The following is a 24,171-nucleotide window of genomic DNA, read 5'->3' as shown; positions in this document are numbered from 1 at the left end:
TTCCTGAACGGGTTGAAGGGCGACTCCGGGCCGGGCAGAATCCCGTTCTGCGCCCGGACATTCACCGAATACGCTATTTCTAACCCCATGATCCCGTAAGCGGAGGCGAACGCAATAATGGCAAGCAATCAGTACGCGGTGGCGCAGCAGACGGCCGGCGCCCTGGCGACCAACAAGGTGCTCCGGAACACCTATCTGCTCCTCTCCATGACGCTGCTGTTCAGCGGTGCCACGGCCGGTGTGTCCATGGCCATGAACCTGCCCCACCCCGGGATGATCCTGACCCTGGTGGGCTACTTCGGCCTGCTGTTCCTGACCAACGCCCTGCGTAACAGCATCTGGGGCCTGGCGGCCGTGTTCGCGCTGACCGGCTTCATGGGGCTGACCTTGGGGCCGATCCTCAGCCAGTACATCCAGGCCTTCGCCAACGGCTCCCAGCTGGTCCTGACCGCCTTCGGCGGCACCGGCGCCATCTTCCTCGGGCTGTCCGGCTACGCGGTCACCACCAAGAAGGACTTCAGCTTCCTCGGGGGCTTCATCTTCGTGGGCATCATGGTCGCATTCCTCGCCGGCCTGGCCGCGGCCCTCTTCAGCATGCCCGTGCTCTCCCTGGTGGTATCCGGGGCCTTCATCCTGCTGATGTCCGGGCTGATCCTGTGGGAGACCAGCCAGATCATCCACGGCGGCGAGACCAACTACATCATGGCCACCGTCTCCCTGTTCGTGGCCATCTTCAACCTGTTCCTGAGCCTGCTGCACATCCTGGCGGCCGTGGCTGGCCAGGAGCGCTAGACCGCGCACCTAGCGCGTATCGGGCCCCATCCAGCGGATGGGGCCTTTTTCATGGCCGGTTCCTTCCGGCCGACCCCCCGACAAGACGAGGCATCCAATGGGCATGTGGCAGCAGCTGGCCTTGATCGGCCTGGCGGTGGCGGTGGTCCTATTCCTCGGCCCCGGAGTGAAGCGCATGGCCGAGGAAAGCCCTTCCGGAAGCCGGGAGGATTGGTGGACCTTCGTCAAGATCATGGCAGCCGTGGTGGGCTTCATCCTGCTCATGATCCTGTTCCTGCGAAACTAGCGTGCTGCGGAGGACCCCATGGACGAGACCCTTTTCTTCTTCATGACGGCGAGCCCGGCGAAGAACCCGGAGCGCTGCGCGACCCCCTTCTACATGGCCACGGTGGGCGCGACCCTGGAGTACCGCACGGTGATGGCCCTGCAGATGGAGGCGGTGAACCTGTTCAAGCCGGGGGTGGCGGACGACCTGGCGGCCGTGGAAGGCGGGCGTCCCATCATCGATTTCATCCGCGATGCCGCGGAGGCGGGGGCCGAGCTCTACGTCTGCTCCGGATCGCTGGCCGCGCAGGGGATCGCCGAGGAAGAGCTGATTCCCGAGTGCACGGGCGTGGTGGGCGGCACCTGGATGATCGAGGAGGCCGGCGAGGCGGACCTGGTCATCTCTTACTGATCTTGGCGGCGACCAGCGCCATCGCCGCCCAGAACAGGGTACGGACCCCCAGGGCCGCGGCCGTGCGGACTTCGTAGGCGCCCCCCAGGGCCACGTGCACCCCGAAGCCGACAAGGACCAGGGCGGTGGCGGCGGCCAATCCTGCCGCCAGCGGCAGGGCCCAGTTCCTGCGCAGGACCAGGACCGCTGCCCCGGCCAGGTAGAGGAACCCGGCCAGGAAATTGAACCAGACCACGAAGGGGACGTAATCCCCCGCCGCCTCGCGGGCGGTCTCCGGGCCGAACAGCACCGTTCCGGCCGCCCGGAGGGTGGCCGCGCCGAAGGCGGCGGCGGCCAATGCCGCGATCCAGGCCAGGCCGCGGTTGCCCACCTCGTTCATCGCCTCCCCTTCCCTTTCTGCCGAAGCCGGGTCCACCGCCCTTTCGCGGCAGAGACCCGGCTCCTGGGTGGTCAGCCGCCGATGAGGGCCTGGCCCCCCAGGTAGGGGCGCAGGGCCTCGGGGACCCGCACCGAGCCGTCGGCCTGCTGGCCGTTCTCCAGCAGGGCCACCAGGGCGCGGCCGATGGCCACGCCGGATCCGTTGAGGGTGTGCACGAGCCGGGGCTTTTTCTCCCCATCGGGGCGGAAGCGCGCGCCCATGCGCCGCGCCTGGAAGTCGTGGCACCAGGACACCGAGCTGATCTCCCGGTAGGTCTCCTGGGCCGGAAGCCAAACCTCCAGGTCGTAGGTGCGCCGCGCGGCGAAGCCCAGGTCGCCGGTACACAGCTCCACCACCCGGTAGGGCAGCTCCAGGCGCCTCAGGACCTCCTCGGCGTGGCCGCACATGGCCTCCCACGCCGCCGGCCCCTGGTCGGGGTGGACCACCTGCACCAGCTCCACCTTGTCGAACTGGTGCTGGCGGATCATGCCCCGGGTATCCTTGCCGTAGGAGCCCGCCTCGCGCCGGAAGCACGGCGTCCAGGCCACGTAGCGGCCCGGCAGGTCGGCCTCCTCCACGATGGACTCCCGGTGGAGGTTGGTCAGCGGCACCTCGGCGGTGGGGATCAGGTAGAACCCGTCCTCCCGCGTCTGGAACAGGTCGTCGCCGAACTTGGGGAGCTGCCCGGTGCCTTGCAGGGTGTCGTCCCGGGCGAGCAGCGGCGGGGCGATCTCCGTGTAGCCGTGCAACTCTGTCTGCAGGTCCATCATGAACTGCCCCAGGGCCCGGGACAGGCGCGCCCCGGCGCCGCGCAGCACCGTGAAGCGGGATCCGGCCAGGTTGGCCCCCGCCTCGGCGTCGAGGATGCCCAGGCCGGCTCCTACGTCCACGTGGTCCTGCACCGGGAAATCGAAGGCCGGCGGCTCACCCACGCGCCGTAGCTCGGCGTTCTCATTCTCGTCAGCCCCCACCGGCACCTGCGGGTCGGGCAGGTTGGGCATCTCCAGCAGCCACGCCTCCAGCTCCGCCTTGGTGGCCTGGAAGGCGTTGTCCAGCTCCTCCAGCTCGCGGCCGATGGCCTCCCCACGTTCCTTGCGCTCGGCGGCTGTCGCCTCGTCGCCGGCCTTCTTGGCCTCCCCCACCGCCTTGGAGACCTGCTTGCGCTCCGCCTGCAGCTCCTCCACCCGGGTCTGCTGCTCCTTGCGGCGGGATTCCAGCTCGCGCCAGGCGGCCACATCCAGGGTGTAACCGCGCTTGGCGAGGGCCTCGGCGACCCCTTCGGGGTCCTCTCTCAGCAGGTGCGGATCCAGCATGGGCTCCCTCGGGCTGTGGGCAGGGTTTTCGGGCGGGAAAAAGCTGGGGGCTCCCCGCCGTGAGGGAGCCCCGAAGGTAGGAAAGATGCCAGAGAACCCGGGCTTTGGGAAGCGTGGGCGCCCCCGGACAGGCCACCGCTGTCCTTGAGGTTTCCGGGCTCCTGGGCTATAACGGGCCGCCCCCAACACCCGGCACCGGATTCGACCCAGGCATGGCCGACCCCGCCCGCCACGTCCTGCAGACCATCTTCGGCTACGAGGACTTCCGGCCCCTGCAGGGGGAGGTCATCGACCGGCTCATGGCCGGCGGCGACGCCCTGGTCATCCTGCCCACCGGCGGCGGCAAGTCCCTGTGCTACCAGATCCCGTCCATCGCCCGGGATGGGGTGGGCGTGGTGGTCTCGCCGCTCATCGCCCTCATGGGCGACCAGGTGGCCGCGCTGCGCCAGGCCGGGGTGCGGGCCGCCTACCTGAACTCCACCCTGGACCCCGCCGAAGCCCAGGGGGTGGAGGCGGAGCTGGTGGCCGGCGAGCTGGACCTGCTGTACATCGCCCCGGAGCGGCTCAACTCGCCGCGTACCCTGGCCCTGCTGGAACGTGCCCCCCTGGCGCTGTTCGCCATCGACGAGGCCCACTGCGTCTCCCAGTGGGGCCACGACTTCCGCCCCGACTACATTCAGCTCGCGGTGCTCAAGGAGCGCTTCCCCGGGGTGCCCACGGTGGCCCTCACCGCCACCGCCGACGAGCCCACCCGGCGCGAGATCGCCGACCGCCTCGGCCTGCGCGAGGCGCAGTGGTTCATCGGCGGCTTCGACCGCCCCAATATCCGCTACCGCATCGACCAAGCCGACGGCCGCCCCCGGGAGCGCCTGCTGCGCTTCATCCAGAGCGAGCACCCCGGCGAGGCGGGCATCGTCTACTGCCTCTCCCGCAAGCGGGTGGACGAGGTGGCGGCCTGGCTCGCCGAGCGCGGCGTCACCGCCCTGCCCTACCACGCCGGCCTCTCCGGCGAAGAGCGCGAGATGAACCAGCGCCGCTTCGTCAACGAGGAGGGCGTTGTGGTGGTCGCCACCATCGCCTTCGGCATGGGCATCGACAAGCCCGACGTGCGCTTCGTCGCCCACCTCAACCTGCCCAAGAGCATCGAGGCCTACTACCAGGAGACCGGCCGCGCCGGGCGCGACGGCCTGCCCGCCGACGCCTGGATGCTCTACGGCCTCCAGGACGTCATCACCCTGCGCCAGATGGTGGACAGCTCGGAGGCCGAGGAGGCCCGCAAGCGAGTGGAGCGCCAGAAGCTGGAGGCCATGCTCGGCCTCTGCGAGCTCACCACCTGCCGCCGGCAGGCCCTGCTCGGCTACTTCGGCGACGAGCTGGCCGAGCCCTGCGGCAACTGCGACACCTGCCTCCAGCCCCCGGAGACCTGGGACGCCACGGTGGCGGCGCAGAAGGCCCTGTCCTGCGTGCACCGCACCGGCCAGCGCTTCGGCGTCGGCTACCTCACCGACGTCCTGCTGGGCAAGACCAATGAGCGCATGGAACGGCTCGGTCACCACCGGGTCTCCACCTTCGGCATCGGCACCGAGCTCAATGCCACCCAGTGGCGCGGCGTGTACCGCCAGCTCATCGCCCGCGGCCTGCTTGCCGTGGACGCCGAGGGCCACGGTGGCCTGCGCCTCACCGAGGCCAGTCGCCCCGTGCTGCGCGGCGAGACCGCCCTGCACCTGCGCCGCGAGACCAAACCCGCCAAGCCCGCCGGCGACAAGCGCCAGACGGTGAGTTTCACCGACCCCACCGATCAGGCCCTGTGGGAGGCCTTGCGCGATTGCCGCCGTGCGGTGGCCGAGGAGCGTGGCGTGGCCCCCTTTATGGTCTTCCACGACGCCACCCTGCAGGAGATGGTGCGGGTGCGCCCCACCTCCGTGGGCCACTTCGCCGAGCTATCCGGCGTCGGCGAGCGCAAGCTCGACGAGTTCGCCGCGGATTTCCTGGCAGTACTGCGCGAGCACGCCGGGTAACCGGGACGAAAAAACGCCCCGACTCCGGAAAATCCCTGACAGCCCCTCGGATCTGTTATAGGATACGGGCAGTGTTTGTAACGGCGGCAGTGCTTCACCCCGCCCGGCGTACCCGCAGAAGTCCTTCCCCGCGTTCTTGGCTGGTACCCGCAAACCATCGGCGGCCCCCTGCTATCAGGGGAGTTCCGCACTTCCACCCGTCAGCGCCATCGCACTGACCCGGGACGGCCTTGTTCGGCCGCCGGAATCGATGGGCCGACGGGTCCACGATCGGGATCCAGGACCCCATGGTCCGGACGGGTCCAACCAGGAGCGAACAATATGTCCTTTTCTTCCCTCGGTCTTTCCGCCGGGATTCTGAGCGCCGTCGAGGCGCAGGGCTACAGCGAGCCCACCCCCATCCAGGCGGCGGCCATTCCCGCCGTGCTGGCCGGCAAGGATGTCATGGCCACCGCCCAGACGGGCACCGGCAAGACCGCCGCCTTCACCCTGCCCATGCTGCATAATCTCGGCGGGCCGAGCGGATCCGCCCCGCGCGTCCTCGTGCTCACCCCCACCCGCGAGCTGGCGGGACAGGTGGTTGAGAGCGTCGGCACCTACGGCAAGCAGGCCAAGGTTCGGACCACCGCCGTCTACGGCGGCATGCCCATCGGCAAGCAGATCGGCGCCCTGAAGCGCGGCGTGGACGTGCTGGTGGCCACCCCCGGCCGCCTCATGGACCACATGGAGCGCGGCACCGTGGACCTCTCCAAGGTGGAGACGGTGGTCCTCGACGAGGCCGACCGCATGCTGGACATGGGCTTCATCCAGCCCATCGAGAAGATCCTGCGCGCCGTGCCCAGCCAGCGCCAGACCCTGCTGTTCTCGGCCACCTTCTCCAAGGCCATCCGCAAGCTGGCCGAGCGCTTCCTGAGCGATCCCGAGCGCATCGAGATGGCCCGCCCCAACGCCGCCGCCGAGGGGGTAACCCAGTCCGCCTACCTGGTGGACGGCAACCGCAAGCGGGACCTGCTCACCCACCTCATCGACAGCGAGGATTGGGGTCAGGTGCTGGTCTTCACCCGCACCAAGCGCGGCGCCGACAAGCTCGCCGAGCACCTGGAGCGGGAGGGCGTGCGCTCCACCGCCATCCACGGCGACAAGACCCAGGGCGCCCGCACCAAAGCGCTCTCCTCCTTCAAGCGGAACCAGGTGCAGGCGCTGGTGGCCACCGATGTGGCCGCCCGGGGCCTCGATATCGATAGCCTCCCCCACGTGGTCAATTTCGAGCTTCCGGACAACGCCGAGGACTACGTGCACCGCATCGGTCGCACGGGCCGGGGCGGCGCCGAGGGCAACGCGGTCTCCCTGGTCTGCGCCGACGAGCGCCGGCAGCTGAACGCCATCGAGCGGGTCGTGGAGTGCCGGATCCCTGCCAGCGTGGCGGAGGGCTTCGAGCCCACCGCCAAGGCCTCCTCGGGTCCCCGGCGCAACGGCCCGAACAACGGCCGCCAGGGTCGTGGCAACGGCCAGGGCCGCGGCGGCCAGGACCGCCGTCGGGCCTAGGCCCACCCAAGGCCGCGCGGGGCGGCCTCGGCTGTAAAGCAGGACACGGACCGGCCTTCGATGCATCCGCATCGGAGGCCGGTTTTTTTGTGGCTCCCGGCCCTTGGGCGCACCCCCCTCCCCTGCGCTATCCTGTCCCGCTCCAGTACCAGCCCCTGCGATCCATGCAAGCACTGCCCATCGAAAAGCTCCGGGACGAGTTCGACGGCGCCCTGGCCGCCGGCCACGTGGTGGTGGAGGCACCCACCGGCAGCGGCAAGTCCACCCGCCTGCCCCTGTGGTGCGCCGAGCGGGGCCCGGTCCTCATCGTAGAGCCGCGCCGCATGGCGGCGCGTTCCCTGGCCCGGCACGTGGCCGAGCTGCGCGGTGGGGAGGTGGGCCCGGAGGTCGGCTACGCCGTGCGCTTCGACGCCCGGCACGGCGCGGACACCCGCATCGTCTTCGTCACTCCGGGCGTGGCGCTGCGCTGGCTTGCCGCCGACGGCCTGGCCGGCTACGCCACGGTGGTGCTGGACGAATTCCACGAGCGCCGCTGGGACACAGACCTGCTGGCTGCGCTGCTCAAGGGCGCAGGCCGCCACCGCCTGGTGGTCACCTCCGCCACCGTGGCCGGGGGGCGCCTCGCCCGCTACCTGGAAGGGACCCGGCTGGAGGCGGAGGGCCGCACCCACCCGGTGGACATCGCCTACGGCGGGGAGCCGTCGCTGCCTTCCACCAAACACCTGGAGCAGCGCGTGGCCAAGGCCGTTCGGCGCATGCTCCAGGAGACCGACGAGGGGGACATCCTGGTGTTCCTGCCCGGCCGGGGCGAGATCCGGGCGGCGGAGCAGGCCCTGTCCGGCACGGACACGGAGGTGATCCCCCTCCACGCCGGGGTGGACACCGCTGTTCAGGACAAGGCCCTGCGCACCGCCGAGCACCGGCGGGTGATCCTGGCCACCAACGTGGCCGAGACCTCCCTGACCCTGCCGGGGGTCCGTGTGGTGGTGGACTCCGGCCTGGAGCGGCGCACCCACCACCGCGGCGGGCGCACCGTGCTGGGCCTGCAGGCCATCTCCCAGGCCGCCGCCGACCAGCGCGCCGGCCGCGCCGGGCGCCTGGGTCCGGGACGCTGCCTGCGCCTGTGGGCCCGGGAGGCGCGCCTGGAGGACTACACTCCGCCCGAGGTGGCCCGGGAGGAGCTGGACGACCTGCTGCTCGCCGCCGCGGCCAGCGGCTCCCCGGTCACCGAGCTGGTATTCCCCGATCCCCTTCCCGAGCACGCCCTGGAGCGCGCTTGGCAGCGCCTTCGCGCCATGGACGCCATCGACGATGCCGGCCACCTCACCGAGCACGGCCGGCGCCTGTTCCCCCTGCCCCTGGACCCGCTGTTCGCCCACCTGATCACGGCCATGCCCGATACGGATACCCGGGCGGCCATGACCGACCTCGCCGCGGCCCTGAGCGCCGATCGGGCGCTCCTGCGCCCCCTCCGCAAGGAGGAAGAATGGGAGGCCCTGCAGGACTGGGCCCCCGAGCACTGCGACGCCGCCACGCGCATCCGCCTGGTGCGCGCCGATCCGCCGAAGGCCGTGCCCGCCAACCGCGGGGCGCTGGCCGAGGCCCGGCGCATGGCCGACCAGGTGCGCCGGGCGCTGGACCTGCCGGAGCGCAGCCCCGACGCCCCGCTGCCCCGCGAGGCCCTGCTGGCGGCCGCCTTGGCCGCCGCGCCCGAGCTCGCCTATGTGCGCCGCGCCAAGCGGCGCAGCGCCCTGGGCAACGGCCACACCGAGATCCAGCCCGCGGAGGAATCGCGCTTCCCGGAGGATGCCGAGGCGGCGGTGGTCTTCGATCAGCACAGCATTCCCGGCAAAGGCACCACCAAGACCCTCAACCTCGGCACCTGCATGGCGCCGGTGGGCCTGGAGATTCTCGCGGGCCAAGGTCTCGGCGACGTGGCGCACGACGAACCGGCCTGGGACGGCGAGACCGTCACGGTCACCGCCCGCCGCCTCTACGCGGGACGCACCATCGCCTCGGACACGGTGGAGGCGGAGGGGGAGGCCCTCCGCGAGGCCCTGGCCGACCTGATCCTGGAGGGCAAGCTCATGGGGGATCTGGGGGAACGGCTCCGGGAAGAGATCGAGGCCTGGAACCTCTACATAGCCCTGGGCCTCGGCGAGGGGGAGGAAGCCCCGGAGCCCCGCCGGTGGCTGGTTGAGCGCCTGGAGGGACTGGGCGTGGAGCGGGGCGCCGACCTTGAGCTGGTGGAGGCCGGAGACCTCGCCTTCGAAGGCATCCCCGAATGGGAGCGTCCCCGCTTCGATCGACACTACCCGCGCCGGCTGACCCTGGAGGGGATCGACGCCGTGGCCCACTACGAGCCCCGGCGCAAGCGGGTCACCGTGGAGAAGGTGGGGGGGCGCCGCACCACGGTGCCCAAGCGCAGCGAGCTGCCCGCCTGGCAGGGCTGGAAGGTGCAGTACCGCGACGGCTCCCGGTTGGTGCCGGTGTCCTGACCCCGGCCATGCGGGGTTTCACCGCAGGGACGCGGAGGGCGCAGAGAAAACAGACAGTAAAGGCTTTCCTTACTACGGAGGTCACGGAGCACGACGGAGGAGAACGCAAGACCACGTCCCGGACGAGATATGGGCGGGAGCCCTCTAGCGGCGTGCAGTTCCGGGCTGTGGCGGGCTGCGTATTTAGGTTCCGGCAAATGCTCTACCACGAAGCGGCCTCCCCGCCCGCCGGTACCGGAAGCCAAGTCCAGCCAGGCCTTTCCGCGTGGCCTCCGGCCGCTCCGTGGTTATCCCTTGCCGTTCTCCGCGCCCTCCGCGTTTCTGCGGTTACAGCTTTCCCGCCTGCGCGGTTCTACGCGAACCCGGTTGTAGGTAAGCCCTTAAGCTCTCTATTCGTTCTCATTCTCCCTACGCCCCCCGTCCCGCCGCTTACGTTGCACCTCCTCCACGCGCTCGCGGATGCGGCCCTCCAGCCCCCGATCCGTGGGCCGGTAATAGACCCGCTCCGCCAGCTCCTCGGGGAGGAAGGTCTGCTCGGGGGCCACGCCCCCTTCGTGGTCGTGGTCGTACTGGTAGCCCTCGCCGTAACCCAGCTTCTTCATGAGCCGGGTGGGGGCGTTGCGGATGTGGTGGGGCACCTCCAGGCTGCCGCTGGCCTCCACCTCCGCGGCTGCTTCGTTGAAAGCGCGGTAGGCGGCGTTGGACTTGGGGGCCACCGCCAGGTAGATGGCGGCCTGGGCCAGGGCCAGCTCCCCTTCCGGGGTGCCGAGGAAGTCGTAGGCGTCGCGGGCGTTGAGGGTCACCTGCAGGGCGCGCGGGTCGGCGTTGCCCACGTCCTCGGAGGCGATGCGCACCAGCCGGCGAGCGATGTAGAGGGGATCGTCGCCGCCATCGAGCATGCGGGTCAGCCAGTAGACGGCGCCGTCGGGGTCGCTGCCGCGGATGGACTTGTGCAGGGCGGAGATCAGATCGTAGTGCTGGTCGCCGGCCTTGTCGTAGCGCCGCACCCGGCCACCGGCCACCGCCTCCACCGTCTCCCGGTCCACTCGCACCGGCTCCTCGCCAGCGGCGCGCGCGGTCTCCACCCCGAGCTCCAGCAGGGTCAGGGCACGCCGGGCGTCGCCGTCCGCCGCGGCGGCCAGGAGGTCCAGCTCCTCCTCGCCGACCTGGACATCCCAGGCGCCCAGGCCGCGTTCGGTGTCCGCCAGGGCCCGTTCCAGCATGCGCCGCAGGTCCCCGGTTTGCAGGGCCTTCAGCACGTAGACCCGGCACCGGGACAGCAGCGCGGCGTTGAGCTCGAAGGAGGGGTTCTCGGTGGTGGCGCCGATCAGGGTGACGGTGCCGTCCTCCACCGCGGGCAGGAAGCCGTCGAGCTGGGCCTTGTTGAAGCGGTGCACCTCGTCCACGAACAGCACCGCCGGGCGGCCCTGCTCCTGGCGTTCACGGCGGGCCTGGTCGATGGCGGCGCGGATGTCCTTGACCCCCGAGAACACCGCGGAGATCTGCAGGAAGGCGTAGCCGGTGCGCTCCGCGACGATGCGGGCCAGGGTGGTCTTGCCGGTGCCGGGCGGGCCCCAGAAGATCATGGAATGGAGGCGATCGGATTCGATGGCCCGGCGCAGGGGCATGCCCTCCCCCAGGAGGTGCTCCTGGCCGACGAATTCCTCCAGGGTCCGGGGCCGGAGCCGGTCGGCCAGTGGCCGGCCGGGATCGTCCCCCCCGGCGGCGCTGAACAGGTCCGGCTCGCTCATGCCAGGCCTAGAAGTTGGACCAGCCCAGGGAGAACATCAGGTACTGGGCGTTGGTGCGGTGCCGGCCGTCATAGGCGCCCACCGCTGCCCCGTCCACATGCCGGGAGGGCGAGATGGCGTAGGTGTAGGCAACATCCATGGTCAGGTTCTTCCCCCGCCACCCGCCGCCAACCGTCAACAGGTGCTCGTCGCCGCTCGGCGAGCGGGGGTCGAAGGTGGTGTCGTCCTTGGGGTCGGGCTGGTAGGAATAGCCGAAGCGGATCTCCGAGCGGTCCGAAAGACGGGCGATCGCCCCGGCCTTGTAGCCAACCGTGGCGTCCCAGTCCTTGCCAGTGGGGTCCACGCCCTCCAGGCCGTCGTATTCATCCCACCCCGTGCGCACCGCATCCAGATGCACGGACCAGCGCAGTGAGGGCCGGTATTTGAAGCCGATGCGGGCCTCGGAAGGTAGGCGGAAATCGTAGTCCTCCAGGTTGTCCCCCGCCAGGGTCAGATCCGCCCCGCTGGAAAAGGTGGCGGCCAGGGACCAGGACTCCCGCCAGAACATGAGGCCCACCGTTCCGCCCCAGGCGTCGCCGTCGCCGGTGCGGACCACCTCGCTGCTCCCATCGGAGGCCACGGAGGAGTACTCGAAGTCCAGGGCACGGTAGTAGTCGGCCCCCACGGACAGGGCCAGGTCGGGCCGCAGCCGGTAGGAAACCGTGGGATTGACGTCCACCAGGTCCAGCTCGGTCCGGGTGGCGGCATCTGCCTCCCCGAAGTCCCATTCGCTGTCCATGCGGTAAGGCCGGTCCACGGCCAGGCCCAGCCCGAAGGCGGAGGCGGGGCTGCGGTAGGTGGCGTACAGGCTGCTCGGATAGAGGGTGGTGTCCGGTCGGCTATTGCCGCTCGCGGGGGCCTCCATCTTCATATAGGGCCGGGTGAGGGAAGCCTGGACGTGCCGGCCGTCCTGGAAGGCCAGGGCCGCCGGGTTGTAGGCCATGCTGCTCACGTGCTCGGCATCGGCCCCGAGGGCGTTGGCCACCCCCAGGCCCTCGGCGGAACGGCTGCCTTCCTTGAACCCCGTGGCCGAGGCCGAGGCGGCGGACATGCTAAGGACCAGAAGGGGTAGCCCGTGCCGGATCGCCCCCCTCGATGGGTGGGCCTTGCCTGGAACTAGCTGCTGCATGAATAGGTTCATCCGTTACGTCCGCCTCCGCCGAGCACATCGGTGCCGGGAGGCGGCTGGAAATTGAACAGATCCGCATCGAGTGCGGGATTCACGCGGATGTTCTCGAACTGGAGCCGGGTCCGGTTATCGAAGGGGTCGGTGAAAACGAACTCCCGCAGCCGCACCGGATCCGCCGCCAATCCTACCCGGGCCGAGCGGAAGCCCGCTTGCTCCCGGTCACGGGGGATCAGCTCCACCCAGGCCAAGCCGTCCTTCCTGCCGCCCTCACGAATCTCGAACTGGCGGCTCAGGTCCCCGCTTCCCGACAGGACGCTGCTCGGGGTATGTCCCAGACCCTGGGTGAAATCCCGGACGGTGACCTGCTCCATCTCGGGGTCGTAGAACTGGACCGTTTCCCCGTCGGCGACGATCTTTTGGGGATAGGGCTCGCTATAGTCCCAGCGGAACCGGTCGGGCCGCTCGATCCACACCTCCCCCTGGCTGCGCTCCTGAACCTCTCCCTCGGGACCCGCCACCTCCTGGCTGAAATCGGCCCGCAGGGAGCGCGTCTCCTCGTAGAACCGCTCCAGGCGCTCCAGGCCCGACGGGGCATCGGCGGAGGCCGGCAGGGGGGTGGTTAGAAAGGCCGCCATCAGGGCACCGGCCGCGTGCCGTAATGATCCTCGGAAACCAGCCATAACGGGAAGGATGCCTGTGCCTCCTGGGGCATAGTGAGGGATGGCGAGCGGCCGGGGTCAGCCCTCCACCGGGGGCGGGGCCAGAACCTCCCGACTGCCGTTGGACTGCTGCGGCCCCACCACGCCGGATCGTTCCATGGCGTCGATGAGCCGCGCCGCACGATTGTAGCCCACCCGCAGGCGCCTTTGCACGTTGGAGATGGAGGCCCGGCGGGACTCGGTGACGATCTGCACCGCCTGGTCGTAGAGCGGGTCGGTCTCGGCGTCCTCCGCCCCGCCCTCCTCTCCGACGACGGTGCCTTCGTCGGGGTCGGCCAGGACCGCCTCGTCGTACTCGGGAACCCCAACCGCTTTGAGGTGGCTCACCACCCGCTCCACCTCCTCGTCCTCCACGAACGCGCCGTGAACCCGGCGGGGCGCGCTGTAGGAGGCCGGGAAGAACAGCATGTCCCCCTTGCCGAGGAGCTGCTCGGCCCCGCCCTGGTCGAGGATGGTGCGCGAATCCACCCGCTGGTTCACCTGGAAGGAGATACGCGCCGGGATGTTAGCCTTGATCAGCCCGGTGAGGACGTCCACGGAGGGGCGCTGAGTGGCCAGGATCAGATGGATGCCGGCGGCGCGGGCCTTCTGGGCCAGCCGGGTGATGGACTCCTCCACCTGCTTGCCCGCCACCATCATGAGATCCGCCAGCTCGTCCACCACCACAACGATCCAGGGCTGCGGCTCGAGCTCGGGCCCTTCGTGGACGCCGTCGGTGGAGGGGCCGCGCAACGGGTCCCCCGCCTCCTTGGCGTCGCGGATGCGCTGGTTGTAGGCCGCCAGGGACCGCACCCCCACGTGGGCCATGAGCTGGAAGCGCCGCTCCATCTCGGCGATGCACCACTTGAAGGCGTTGGCCGCCTCGCTCATGTCGGTGACCACCGGCGCAAGCAGGTGCGGGATGCCGTCGTAGACCGAGAGCTCCAGCATCTTCGGGTCCACGAGGATCAGCCGGACGTCCTCGGCGGAGGCCTTGTAGACCAGGGACAAAAGCATGGAGTTGATGCCCACGGATTTGCCCGCGCCGGTGGTCCCGGCCACCAGCAGGTGCGGCATGGCGCCCAGGTCGGTGACCACCGGGGCACCCGCGATGTCGGTACCGAGGGCAAGGGTCAGGGGCGATTTGGCGTCCTGGAAAGCGTCGGATTCGATGATCTCCCGGATCCGCACCATCTCCCGCTTGGCGCGCGGCACCTCCAGGCCGATCACCGGCTTGCCCGGGACATTCTCCACCACCCGCACGCTCTGTACGGCCAGGCTCCGGGCCAGGTCCTTGGCCAGGTTGGTGACCTTGCTGACCTTGGTCCCGGGGGCCAGCTCGAGCTCGAAGCGGGTTACCACGGGCCCCGAATGGTATTCGGTCACGGTGGCGGAGACGTTGAAGTCCGCCAGCCGTTCCTCCAGCAGCCGGGCCTGTTCGTCGAGGCCTTCCTCGGAGTTCCGTGCCCCACCGCCGGTAGTGGCATCGAGAAGATCGACGGCGGGATAGGGCGATGCCGGCGTGCCCTTGGCGGCCTTGCCGGCGGCCTTCTTCGCCTTCTTCTTCTGCTTGGGCGATGCTGGCGGCGCCTCGGGGTCCGGCATCTCCTCCGGAACGGATTCGGCCTCCAGGGATTCGAGGGCCGGGGGTTCGTCGAGGACGCGCGGGGCGGGCTCCACCGCCTCGTCGGCCGGGGGACCCGGGTCGGGGGTCCGGGCGGGACCGGACTCCACCGCCCGGGGTGGACGGGGGCTACCGTAGAGGCGGGGCCGGCGCCGCAGGCCGCCGGCCATGCGCCTTCCGGCCCTTCCCAGGGCCCGCCCGGTTCGACGGAGGGAACGGTTCACGCCCCGGCCCAGGCCCACGGTGGCCCGCCCGGTGGTCTCCAGGACCTCCAGCCAGGACCGGCCCGAGGCCGCCGTGAGCCCGAGAATCAGCAGGCCCGCGAGGGTAAGGCCGGCCCCGGGCACATTGAGGTAGGGAACCAGGAAGGAGGTCAACAGCATCCCCAGAATGCCCCCCGCACCGGTATCCCCGAGCCAGGGATAGGGATCCGGCCAGAGGAGCTGCAGCAGGGACGCGACCGCGGGGAGAACGGCCAGGGTCCCGACCCACTGGATGGCGGCCTGCCGACGATCCCAACGGCCGAGCAAGTGCCTCCCCCCCTGTAGCACCACCGCGGCCACCAGGAGGTAGGCCCCCAGTCCGAGAAAACGGTACAGCACATCGGCCAGATAAGCTCCCACCGGGCCGCCGGCGTTGCGTACCTCGGAGCCACCGGCTATGGACCAGCTGGGGTCCGCGGGATGGTAGGTCAGCAGGGCCAGGGTGGCGAAGCCCGCCGCCACCAGCAGGACAATGGCGAGACTGTCACGAAGAAGGGGCACACGCATACCGCCTAGGCTACCCCGTGGTGATCGAAACATGGAGTGGCGGGTGTCCGTCCGGGGAACGGACAGGCACAGGGTTCAAACATAAAGCTGCTCGAGGCGGCTGCGAATCTCTTCGATCAAGTTCCCGGACTGCAGATCCATCTTGTTGAGGAAGCCGTCCGCGCCGAGGTGCTGCGCCGTCCCCCGGTCCTCCTCGCTGTCGCGGGAGGTGACCATGAACACGGGCAGGCCGCGGTAGCGGCTGTCGTCGCGCAGCTTGCGCAGGAGGTCGTAGCCGTCCATGCGGGGCATCTCCACGTCGGAGATGACGATGTCGGGGAATTTCACCTCCATGCGATCGAGGGCGTCCAGGCCATCCACGGCCGTGTCGACCTCCATCCCCGCGTTCTCCAGAACCGCCCGTTCCATTTGCCGGGCGAGCGGCGAGTCCTCCACCAGCAGCACCCGCAGTCCTCGCAGGGGATCCTCGGGCAGCCGCTCGCCCGACTGCAGCGACAGCGGCGCGGTACGTTCCATCTCCTTGATGCCCGTGGGCTCCAGAAGCAGCTGCACCTCGCCGGCGCCGGAGATGGTGGTGCCGATCAGGCCCTGGACGGAGTGGCGGCGGAGGTAGCCTGTGACATCCTTGACCACCGCCTGGGTCTCCTCGATGACATCGTCCACCACCAGCCCGATGTAGCCCTCCAGGTGGCGCACCACCACCAGCCGCAGGTTTCGCGTCTCCTGGATCTCGTCGCTGGTGGTGGCGAACAGCTCGCTAAGCCAAGTGGCCGGAACCTGGTTGCCATGGTACTGGAAATGCCGCTGGCCCCGGGATTCGGTGAGCACCACCTCGTTGAGCCCGAGGATCCGCTCCACCTGGTTGGCGAGCACGCCGTAGACTTCGTTCCCGACTCGGAATTTCAGCACCCGCTGCACGGCGGTGGAGACGGGTATGTTGAGCGTGAAGGTGGTGCCCTTCCCCACCTCCGAGTCCACCTGGATGGAGCCGGTCATACGCTGGACGGCGTCACGGACGGCGTTCATGCCGATTCCCCGGCCGGAGATCTGGCTGACCTCCTCCTTGGTGGAGAAACCGGGGCGGAAAAGCATTTGCAGCAGGTCGTAGGGAAGCATGCTCTCGGCTTCCGCGGCCGTGGTCACGCCAGTGCGGATCGCCGTCTCGCGAACCTTCTCGTAATCGATACCGCGACCGTCGTCGGATACGGAGATGGCCACCTCGCCGCCCACGTGCTCCGCGCGGACCAGGATATGCCCCACCGGATTCTTGCCGGTCGCCTCGCGCTCGGCGGGATCCTCGATACCGTGGGATATGGCGTTGGTCACCAAGTGGACAAGGGGCTCGAGGAGCGCGTCGACGTTCTTCCGCTCCAGCTCAATCTCGCTGCCCTCGATGGAGAGCTCCACCCGCTTCTGGAACCGCTGGGCCAGGTCCCGGGCCGATCGGGGCAGCACGGAGAAGATGGTTCCCAGGGGGGAGACCATGAGGGCCATGACCCGTTGGTGGATCTCGTCGTACAGGCCGTGCCGGGCGGCGATGTCCAGCTCGGTTTCCTGGCGGAAACGGTTCAGGGCCTGGGAAAGGTTCTCCAGCTGGTTGGCGAGGCTCTTCTGCTGCTGCACTAGGGGCCCCGACTCGGGCAGCTCTCCCTCCAGCAGCTCCCACTGGCTACGCAGGGCGCGGAAGTCGGAGATGATCTGGTCCATCTCGGCCCGGCGGTCCTCCTGGGTGGCCCGGTCCATGGCCAGACCGATCACCCCCTCGCTCAGGCGCTCGAGGCGCTGGGCGCTAACCCGCATCGTCCCGCGACCCGTGCTGGCGGATCGGGCCTTCCCGGGCTCGGCCTGCGGGGGTTCGGTAGGGGGCGCCGGCTCCTCCGAGGTTGGTGCCTCCGGGGGAGGCTTGGGCGCTTCCGGAGCGGCGGCGGGCGCGGGATCGGGCTCGCGGACCGTTTCGGGCGGCCCCTCCTCCAGGCGCTTCCGCCATCCTGCCACGTCCACCCGGGGCCGATCCTCGGCGAGTACCTGGTCGGTGGCCTCGCGCAGGGCGTCATGGAGCCCCAGGAGGGCCCCGACATCGCCCTTCTCCCCCGAGGCCAGGGTTACCAGGCCCTCTTCGAGAAGCTCGGCGCCGCCGCCGATGTCCTCCACCCCCAGCATGTTGGCCGACCCCTTCAGGCTGTGGGCCTTCTGCCGCATGGTATCGAGGGGCTCCTCGTCCAGCTCCCCCTGCTCCGCTTTCAGCAGCCCGTCCTGGATCAAGGCCAGCTCTTCCAGGGCCTCACCCTGGAATCCTTCCAGGAAGGCGGAGACATCCATGCCCGCGCCTTTGCGCGAGGCAGTACGTCCCGCGGCGCTCCCGGACTGGGCGATGGCAGGGACCTCGTCCCCTTCCTCAGCGGACGCACCCTCCCCGCCCGTAGGGGCCACTGGGGGATGCTCCGGCTCCGGAGAAGGGGCCTGCCCAGGGTCCGCCGGCCCCTCCCCGGCCTGAATGAGCCCCCATTGCTCCAGGAGCTCCCGGGCCTGCCGGATCTTTTGCTGGTCCAAGGGGCGGGCGTCGGGCCCCCCGGCGTGGTCGAGCCGGAGGCGGACCCGATGGGCCAGGTTCTGCAGCAATTCCCCGAGGGAGGCCGGCAGCCCCCCCACCGCCGGGGTTTCCAGAACCCCGGCGATCAGGTCGAGCCCCTCCGCCGCGTCCTCCAGTCCGGCCTGACGCAGGGAGACAGCCAGGTTGTCGGTGCGGTCGAGGAAGGAGTCCGAGGCGGCGGCCATGGGGTCGTTGGAACCGAGGACTTCCTGGATGCCGTCCAGTATGGCGGACGCCTCGCCGCGCACATCCGCAAGGGGATCGGATGCCGCGGACGCTGCAGGCTCCACGGGAGAGCTTCCCCCGGGATCATTGGGAGGCTCCGCGGGTGCGGGGTCGGGGTCGGGCTCGGGATCCGGATCGGGCGCGGAGAGCGGGGTGGACGACGCCGGTCCGGGTTCCGCCTCCTCCTGGGGGAAAGCGGGTTCCGCGGCCGCCGCAGGCTCCTGCGGCGGCGGTTCCTCGGCCGGCTCATCCTCTTGGGCCCCCAGGCCCTCCAGCTGCTCCCGCAGTCCGTCGGCATCCAGCGGTTGGGAGTCCGGGGCGTCGGCTTCCCCGATCCGGGAGCGGAGGGCATCCACCACCTGGAACATGAAATCCGTATAGTCCCGATGGGGCGCGGCGGTCCCATCCCGCAGGTAGGCGAAGGCGTCCTCCAGGACATGGGCGGACTCGCCGATGTCCCGTAGCTGGAGCATGTTGGCGGAGCCCTTCACCGAGTGGGCATCCCGGCGCAGACGCTCCATCTGGTCGGCGTCCACCCCGCCCTTCTCCAGCTCGACGAGGGTGGACTCGATGGCGTGGAGGCGCTCTTCGGCCTCCTCCTGGAAGCCGGCGATGAATGCGGAGAAGTCGAATCCGGAGGCCATCGGGTGCCCTTAAAGCTCCCGGTTCATGCGGTCCGAGACCTCGCTCATGCGGTACGCGATCTCCTCGGACTGCTTGAGGCCCTTGGTGGTCTCCTGAAGCTTGGCGGAGATGTCCTCGAGCTGTTGCCGGACTTCGGCAGTGGAGGCGTCTTGCTCCTCGGTGGAGGTGGCGATCTGCTGGGTGGCCTGGGCGGTACGGTCCGTCATTTCCAGAATTCCGGACAGGGCCTGGCCGGCCTGCTTGGTCATCTCCACTCCCTGTTCCACGGATTGCACGCCCGTCTCCGTGGCCTCGATGGAGGATTCGGTGGAGGACCGCACCTCCTGCATGAGCCGGTTGGCTTCGTCGGTAAATTCCCGGGTGCGCTCGGCGAGGCGACGAACCTCCGCAGCCACCACGCCGAAGCGCTGGCCGTACTCCCCGGCGGCCGCCGACTCGATAGCGGCGTTCAGGGCGAGCATGTGGGTCTCGTCGGCGATCTCGTCGATGGAGGCCACCGCGTCGGCGATCTGCTGGGCCTTGGTACCCGTATGGGTAATCTTGTTGTTGATGTCGCGCACGCCGTTACGGATCTCGTCCATGGAGCGCACCACCCGCTCCACGTCCTTCGCGCCATTGCGGGCGGTCTCTCGGGTCTCCCGCGCCACCTCGTCCACCGAGGAGGCCGACTGGGCGATATCCCGGGACACGCCGCTCATCTGCTCCATGGACTGGGTCATGGTGCCCATGGACTGTTCCAGTTCGGAGGTGAACCGGATCTGGGCCTCCATGGATCCCAGAATGGCGGAGGATTCCTCCTGCACGCGGGCCCGAAGGCCATCCACGGTGCGCCGGATCCAGCCCACCATGAAGATGGTCAGGGGCAGCGCAATCAGGATGGCCGCCCCGGTAACCCCGAGGCTGACAAGGATGGCGAACTGGGACTGTTCCTGCACATCCTCCTGCAGTCCCTCGGCCCTTCGGGTCAGGGTGCCACGCAAGTCGTCGGACTTGTCCTTGGCGAGGTAGACCAGGGACTCCGCGATGGTGGCCATGGATTCCTCGGTGGAGGTGACCTCGTCCACCTCCAAGATCTGGGACCCCGTGGATTCGATGTTCTCCACTAGGTCCTTGACCTCTTTGATGTTGTTCTGGGCTTTCTCCGGGAGATCCGGGATCTGCTCCACTTTCTGCATGGCCTGCCGGTAGTTCTGGAGCTCCCCCTCGAAGGCTTCTCGGTGCTCCGGATCGAGAGACTGCAGATAGCCATTCATGGGCGGCAGGAGCCCCACCAGGGCGAGCTGCATCCGCGTCACCGTCTCGGCCTGGTGGTTCGCCTGGGAGTAATCCTCCAGGAGCCGGGCCTGCTTGTCTTGAACCAGGTAGGTTACGGCTACGATCAGCACCCAGAGCACGAGGACGGCACTGATCCCCAGCAGGATCCGTTGCCTGATGTTAAGCGTGGACATGCATCATCCCTTTATTGATTGCCCCTGCCGGGCTTTTGGCCCGCTACGGGCCCCGCCCATTTGCCGTTCATTTCAAGAGCCGCTCGACGGAGAGGTTCACCACGGGGTTCCCCCGCCACCGGAAGAAACCCGAGGCATTCGCCCGCACCCCGGGGGGCAGCTCCACCTCGATGGAGTCCAGATCCAGCGGCGCAACCAGGACAATGTCCTCCACCGTATCGACCACAAGCCCTACCTGCTCCTCCTCGTCATCCACCAGAAGAAACCGCCGCGGGGAAGCTTCGATCTCCAGGCCGAGCAGATGGCGAAGATCCAGGACGGTAAGGATCCGCCCTTGAATGTGGGTCAGGCCCATCACCGCCTCCGGAGCCATGGGGACGCGGGTCAGGGACACGGCCTCCATGGACCCCGCGGAGCGCTCCAGCGGGACGGCGAAATACCACCCCCCGAGGCCGACGATGGTGAAGCGGCCCTCCGCTTGTGCCGCCCCGCTCCCATAGCCTTCTTGGACGGCGGCCACTAGGAAACCACCTGTTGGGGCAGATCGTCATCCTGGCCGGGGGCTTTCCCCTCCTCCCCGTAGAACTGCCGATAGGTGGCCAGGATCTTCTTGACTCGTGCGGTGAGGGTCATGGGCTCGATGGGTTTGTTGATGAAATCGTCGGCGCCGTGGCCGAGCACCCCCGCTTCCGTCTCCTCCCCCTCCTGGGAGGTGAGCACCACCACCGGGATCCGGGCGAGGCTGGGGTCCCCTTTGATCTTCTGGGTCAGCTCGTCGCCATCCATGTTGGGCATCTGCATATCGGTGAGCACCAGATCCGGCATCTCCTTGCAGAGCACTTCGAACCCCTCCCGGCCGTCCTCCGCCTGGATGACCCGGAACCCTTCGCTTTCCAGCACGAAGCGGCTCATGTCCCGGATGGTTCGAGAATCGTCCACCACCAGGATGGTCTCGGGCTCGTCCGCTCCCCGTTCCTTCTTGCGGGTGGCGGTAAGACCCCGCTCCGACCAGGGCAAATCAGCCTGCTCCAGGAGCCGCTCGGCGTCAACGTTCACCCCCGTGGGCGAGCCCACCGTGTTGAGCACGTCGCTGAAGGCCACCGCCCCGCGCATGGCCTTGACCAGCCCGTCCTCGAACATGAGGTTCATGCCCGAGCGCCGGGCCAGCTCCACCAGGTCCGCCTCGCTGGCCCCCCGGTTGAGGCCCTCGATCACCTCCCGGTCGGGGATGAGCATCTCATAGACGCCCATCCGGCCCTTCTTGCCCTGGCCGTCGCAGGTGGAGCAGCCCTGGCCCTCGTAGAAGGTGATGTGGTCGGGGATGTTGTACTTCTTGCGCATGGCATCGCCGACATCCACCGGCTCGCTGCAGTCGGGACAGTTGCGCCGCAGAAGCCGCTGAGCGATCACCCCGGAAAGGCTGGAGGAGATCAGGTATCCGGGTACTTCCATCTCGAGCAAACGGGTAACCGCCCCGGCCGCAGAGGTGGTGTGCAGTGTGGAGAACACCATGTGGCCGGTTTCGGCGGCCTCCAGCGCGATCTCGGCGGTCTCCTGGTCGCGGATCTCACCCACCATGATGACGTTGGGGTCCTGGCGCAGGATCGATCGGAGCCCCGCGGCGAAGGTCATGCCCGCCTTGGGGTTCACGGGGACCTGGTTGATCCCGGGCAGCTGGAATTCGACCGGGTCCTCCACCGTGATGATGTTGATGTCCTCGGTATTGATCGTGGAGAGGACGGAGTACAGGGTGGTGGTCTTGCCGGAGCCGGTGGGGCCGGTGACCAGCATCATGCCCTGGGGCTGGCGCATGATGTCCTCGATCTGTTCCCGCTCCGCGCGCAGAAATCCTAGCACGTCCAGGTCCAGGCCGACCCCCCCCTGGTCCAGGATACGCATCACCACCTTCTCCCCCCAGAAGGTGGGCAGCGTGGAGACGCGGAGGTCCAGGGTCTTCTCTCCCATGCGCATCTTCAGGCGCCCGTCCTGCGGCCGGCGGGCATCGGAGATGTCCATGCCGCCCAGCACTTTGATTCGGGAGATGACGGCGTTCTGGACCTTCTTGGGGAGCCGACGGATCACCCGCAGGGCGCCGTCAACCCGGAAACGGATAACCAGGGAGTTCTCCGCCGACTCCAGATGGATGTCGGAGGCGCCCTTCTGCACCGCGCGGAAGAGGATCTCGTTGACCAGCTTGACCATGGGCGAGGAATTGCCCTCCTCCTCCACGGCAGTCTGGCTCTGTTCCTCCTCGTCGCCGCCCCCCCCTTCCACCTCCATTTCGCTGATGGCTTCATCAATAGCGCCATCGTCACCGCCCCCTATGAGGCCGGCTCCCCCGGCTCCATAGACGTCGCCAAGGCGGTCTTCGATGGCCTTCTGGGGGGCATACACCGTCTGCACCGGCCGGCCCACATGGAAGCGCAGCTCGTCCACCAGACGGATGTTGTGGGCCTCGCGCATGGCGAGCACCACGGACCCACGCCGCTGGCCGAGGGGAAGAACCTGGTACTTGCTGGCGATCTCGTAGGGTAGGAGGCTGGCGGCGTCCGAACGAATGGTGAGATCGTTCAGGTTCACGAGGGGAATCCGGTACAGCTCGGACAGGATCGGAAGGAGATCCTCCTCCCGAACATAGCCCTGCTTCATCAGGAATTCTTCGAAGGGCTCCTTTATTTCCTGCGCCTGCGACCGCGCACTGGCAAGGGTCTGCTCCTTCAGCAGGCCCTTCTCGACCAGCTTTGCGCCGAGGTCCGGTTTCTTCCCTTTTTTGCCCGTCTCCATACACCCTTCCATCCTGATCCGCGCCAAGGCCCCGCCGGGAACCCCGAAGAGTCCCCTCCCCCTTTCGAGGGGCGCCGGCTATCCGGACAGGGAGGCGGCCACCCCCTCGTGATGGATGCCTCCGCGGACAACATTGAGCGCAGCGTCCATGTCCGGGGCTTGTCCCACAGCCCCCTCCAAATCGTTCAAGGGCATTCTTGCCAACTTTTTGGCGTATGGCAACAAGCGGGCCGAAAGGGACCTGCTGGCACTAAGCGGTACGGCGGCGGGGATGTTGGTCACGGCGAAATGGATGACCCCCTCCTCGACGAAGGTGGGCTGGATATAATCCGTGGGCCGCGTGGTCTCGATGCATCCCCCCTGGTCAACGGCCACGTCCGCGATCACCGAGCCGGGACCCATTGCGGCCACCTGCTCGCGGCTTACCACCGTGGGAGCCCGGGCGCCGGGGGACAGGACCGCACCGACGACCACGTCCGCCTGTCGCACAGCCTCGGAAACAGTGTCCCGGTAGGGATACAGCCCCGTGATCTGTCCGGGTCCATGCTTGGCTAAGTCCTCGGCCCGGTCCAGATCCAGATCGAGGACATCCACCCGGGCTCCCGCCGCGCTCAGCAGGGCGGCGGCGTTGCTGCCCACGACACCGGCCCCGAGCACGGCCACCCGCCCGCGTTCCGTGCCCGGGGCCCCGCCCAGGAGTAGCCCCTTCCCCCCCTGGGGGGCGTGCAGGAGGGTGATGGCGTACTGGGCGGCCACCTTGCCGGCGATGGCGCTCATGGGCGCCAGCAGTGGCAGGCGGCCGGAGTCGTCCTCGAGGGTCTCGAAGGCAAACGCCGTCACCCCCCGCTCCTGCAGGAACGCCGCCAGCTCTGGCACCGCCGCCAGGTGAAGGAAGCTGAACAGGACGTGGTCGCTGCGATAGAGGTCGTATTCCTCGGGAATCGGCTCCTTGACCTTGAGGATCAGGCGGCTGGCGTAGAGCTCCTCCGCGGAGGCCACCACCTCCGCGCCGGCGGCCCGGAAGGCCTCGTCCCCATAGCCACTGCCCGCGCCGGCCCCGCTTTCCACCCGGACCCGATGCCCATCACGCACCAGCTCGCCGACCGCCTCGGGGACAAGGGCCACCCGCTGCTCCTCGGGCTTTCGCTCGCGTGGAATACCGATCTCGATGCCTTGGTTCACACAGCCTCCCCGGAAATGCCTCATCC

The 24,171-nt window shown here is 69.0% G+C and carries 17 protein-coding genes; 6 read left to right on the top strand and 11 right to left on the bottom strand.

Features of this window, described 5'->3' with window-relative positions:
* Positions 1 to 117: 117 nt before the first annotated feature.
* The 3 genes from AN478_RS07860 (at position 118) to AN478_RS07850 (ending at position 1,468) form a co-directional block, all read left to right on the top strand.
* Positions 118 to 792 carry a Bax inhibitor-1/YccA family protein gene (locus AN478_RS07860; RefSeq protein ID WP_054966064.1) on the top strand — a complete coding sequence of 225 codons (675 nt, stop codon included), beginning with the start codon at positions 118 to 120 and terminating at the stop codon, positions 790 to 792.
* Positions 793 to 895: 103 nt separating this feature from the next.
* Positions 896 to 1,078 (top strand): hypothetical protein, encoded by a 183-nt coding sequence (locus AN478_RS07855; protein WP_156344089.1) that lies wholly within the window; start codon positions 896 to 898, stop codon positions 1,076 to 1,078.
* A gap of 18 nt (positions 1,079 to 1,096) precedes the next feature.
* Positions 1,097 to 1,468, top strand: coding sequence for a DsrE family protein (locus AN478_RS07850; RefSeq protein WP_054966062.1), 372 nt, complete (start codon positions 1,097 to 1,099; stop codon positions 1,466 to 1,468).
* Here AN478_RS07850 and AN478_RS07845 read toward each other — a convergent pair.
* Positions 1,455 to 1,847, bottom strand: a complete 393-nt coding sequence (locus AN478_RS07845) for a hypothetical protein (RefSeq protein ID WP_054966061.1) — start codon at positions 1,845 to 1,847, stop codon at positions 1,455 to 1,457. The two genes, AN478_RS07850 and AN478_RS07845, sit on opposite strands and share 14 nt — an antisense overlap.
* Before the next feature lie 71 nt (positions 1,848 to 1,918).
* Positions 1,919 to 3,199, bottom strand: a complete 1,281-nt coding sequence (gene serS / locus AN478_RS07840) for a serine--tRNA ligase (protein ID WP_054966060.1) — start codon at positions 3,197 to 3,199, stop codon at positions 1,919 to 1,921.
* Positions 3,200 to 3,411: 212 nt separating this feature from the next.
* On the opposite strand from serS, the gene recQ reads away from it, so the two are divergent.
* From recQ to AN478_RS07825, 3 genes are all read left to right on the top strand, one after another.
* Complete coding sequence (recQ, locus tag AN478_RS07835) at positions 3,412 to 5,217, top strand: DNA helicase RecQ (protein ID WP_054966059.1); 1,806 nt, start codon at positions 3,412 to 3,414, stop codon at positions 5,215 to 5,217.
* 321 nt (positions 5,218 to 5,538) lie between these two features.
* Positions 5,539 to 6,762: a DEAD/DEAH box helicase gene (locus AN478_RS07830; RefSeq protein WP_054966058.1), complete on the top strand. Its 1,224-nt coding sequence runs from the start codon at positions 5,539 to 5,541 to the stop codon at positions 6,760 to 6,762.
* Positions 6,763 to 6,926: 164 nt separating this feature from the next.
* Positions 6,927 to 9,260, top strand: a complete 2,334-nt coding sequence (locus AN478_RS07825; protein ID WP_231627360.1) for a helicase-related protein — start codon at positions 6,927 to 6,929, stop codon at positions 9,258 to 9,260.
* 389 nt (positions 9,261 to 9,649) lie between these two features.
* Here the strand turns inward: AN478_RS07825 and AN478_RS07820 are convergent, their stop codons facing one another.
* The 9 genes from AN478_RS07820 to ald all read right to left on the bottom strand — a co-directional run bounded on the left by AN478_RS07820 (position 9,650) and on the right by ald (position 24,145).
* Positions 9,650 to 11,011 carry a replication-associated recombination protein A gene (locus tag AN478_RS07820; protein ID WP_054966057.1) on the bottom strand — a complete coding sequence of 454 codons (1,362 nt, stop codon included), beginning with the start codon at positions 11,009 to 11,011 and terminating at the stop codon, positions 9,650 to 9,652.
* Positions 11,012 to 11,018: 7 nt separating this feature from the next.
* On the bottom strand, positions 11,019 to 12,101 hold the full coding sequence (locus AN478_RS07815; protein ID WP_054966056.1) for an OmpP1/FadL family transporter: 1,083 nt from the start codon (positions 12,099 to 12,101) through the stop codon (positions 11,019 to 11,021).
* Positions 12,102 to 12,187: 86 nt separating this feature from the next.
* Positions 12,188 to 12,814, bottom strand: a complete 627-nt coding sequence (gene lolA, locus AN478_RS07810) for an outer membrane lipoprotein chaperone LolA (protein ID WP_054966055.1) — start codon at positions 12,812 to 12,814, stop codon at positions 12,188 to 12,190.
* A gap of 102 nt (positions 12,815 to 12,916) precedes the next feature.
* A complete protein-coding gene (locus tag AN478_RS14715; RefSeq protein ID WP_176758745.1) occupies positions 12,917 to 15,265 on the bottom strand; it encodes a DNA translocase FtsK in 2,349 nt (782 codons plus the stop codon).
* Positions 15,266 to 15,346: 81 nt separating this feature from the next.
* Positions 15,347 to 18,730, bottom strand: a complete 3,384-nt coding sequence (locus AN478_RS07800) for a hybrid sensor histidine kinase/response regulator (protein WP_054966053.1) — start codon at positions 18,728 to 18,730, stop codon at positions 15,347 to 15,349.
* Positions 18,731 to 18,739: 9 nt separating this feature from the next.
* On the bottom strand, positions 18,740 to 20,179 hold the full coding sequence (locus AN478_RS07795) for a methyl-accepting chemotaxis protein (protein ID WP_054966052.1): 1,440 nt from the start codon (positions 20,177 to 20,179) through the stop codon (positions 18,740 to 18,742).
* A gap of 67 nt (positions 20,180 to 20,246) precedes the next feature.
* A complete protein-coding gene (locus AN478_RS07790; RefSeq protein ID WP_054966051.1) occupies positions 20,247 to 20,699 on the bottom strand; it encodes a chemotaxis protein CheW in 453 nt (150 codons plus the stop codon).
* On the bottom strand, positions 20,699 to 22,963 hold the full coding sequence (locus AN478_RS07785) for an ATPase, T2SS/T4P/T4SS family (RefSeq protein WP_054966050.1): 2,265 nt from the start codon (positions 22,961 to 22,963) through the stop codon (positions 20,699 to 20,701). The genes AN478_RS07790 and AN478_RS07785 overlap by 1 nt, the downstream gene beginning before the upstream one ends.
* A 78-nt stretch (positions 22,964 to 23,041) precedes the next feature.
* Complete coding sequence (gene ald, locus AN478_RS07780) at positions 23,042 to 24,145, bottom strand: alanine dehydrogenase (RefSeq protein ID WP_176758744.1); 1,104 nt, start codon at positions 24,143 to 24,145, stop codon at positions 23,042 to 23,044.
* Positions 24,146 to 24,171 lie beyond the last annotated feature (26 nt).

Origin of the sequence: Thiohalorhabdus denitrificans (genome assembly GCF_001399755.1) — a bacterium.
GTDB classification, from domain to species: domain Bacteria; phylum Pseudomonadota; class Gammaproteobacteria; order Thiohalorhabdales; family Thiohalorhabdaceae; genus Thiohalorhabdus; species Thiohalorhabdus denitrificans.
The sequence above is the reverse complement of the archived record's forward strand: the minus strand, read 5'-3'. Positions and strand labels throughout refer to the sequence as shown.

What these genes read in the sequence shown, in the direction of transcription:
- AN478_RS07860 (WP_054966064.1), top strand. Translation starts at nt 118, where the DNA reads ATGGCAAGCAATCAGTACGCGGTGGCGCAGCAGACGGCCGGCGCCCTG.
- AN478_RS07855 (WP_156344089.1), top strand. Translation starts at nt 896, where the DNA reads ATGTGGCAGCAGCTGGCCTTGATCGGCCTGGCGGTGGCGGTGGTCCTA.
- AN478_RS07850 (WP_054966062.1), top strand. Translation starts at nt 1,097, where the DNA reads ATGGACGAGACCCTTTTCTTCTTCATGACGGCGAGCCCGGCGAAGAAC.
- AN478_RS07845 (WP_054966061.1), bottom strand. Translation starts at nt 1,847, where the DNA reads ATGAACGAGGTGGGCAACCGCGGCCTGGCCTGGATCGCGGCATTGGCC.
- serS (WP_054966060.1), bottom strand. Translation starts at nt 3,199, where the DNA reads ATGCTGGATCCGCACCTGCTGAGAGAGGACCCCGAAGGGGTCGCCGAG.
- recQ (WP_054966059.1), top strand. Translation starts at nt 3,412, where the DNA reads ATGGCCGACCCCGCCCGCCACGTCCTGCAGACCATCTTCGGCTACGAG.
- AN478_RS07830 (WP_054966058.1), top strand. Translation starts at nt 5,539, where the DNA reads ATGTCCTTTTCTTCCCTCGGTCTTTCCGCCGGGATTCTGAGCGCCGTC.
- AN478_RS07825 (WP_231627360.1), top strand. Translation starts at nt 6,927, where the DNA reads ATGCAAGCACTGCCCATCGAAAAGCTCCGGGACGAGTTCGACGGCGCC.
- AN478_RS07820 (WP_054966057.1), bottom strand. Translation starts at nt 11,011, where the DNA reads ATGAGCGAGCCGGACCTGTTCAGCGCCGCCGGGGGGGACGATCCCGGC.
- AN478_RS07815 (WP_054966056.1), bottom strand. Translation starts at nt 12,101, where the DNA reads ATGTCCGCCGCCTCGGCCTCGGCCACGGGGTTCAAGGAAGGCAGCCGT.
- lolA (WP_054966055.1), bottom strand. Translation starts at nt 12,814, where the DNA reads ATGGCGGCCTTTCTAACCACCCCCCTGCCGGCCTCCGCCGATGCCCCG.
- AN478_RS07800 (WP_054966053.1), bottom strand. Translation starts at nt 18,730, where the DNA reads ATGGCCTCCGGATTCGACTTCTCCGCATTCATCGCCGGCTTCCAGGAG.
- AN478_RS07795 (WP_054966052.1), bottom strand. Translation starts at nt 20,179, where the DNA reads ATGTCCACGCTTAACATCAGGCAACGGATCCTGCTGGGGATCAGTGCC.
- AN478_RS07785 (WP_054966050.1), bottom strand. Translation starts at nt 22,963, where the DNA reads ATGGAGACGGGCAAAAAAGGGAAGAAACCGGACCTCGGCGCAAAGCTG.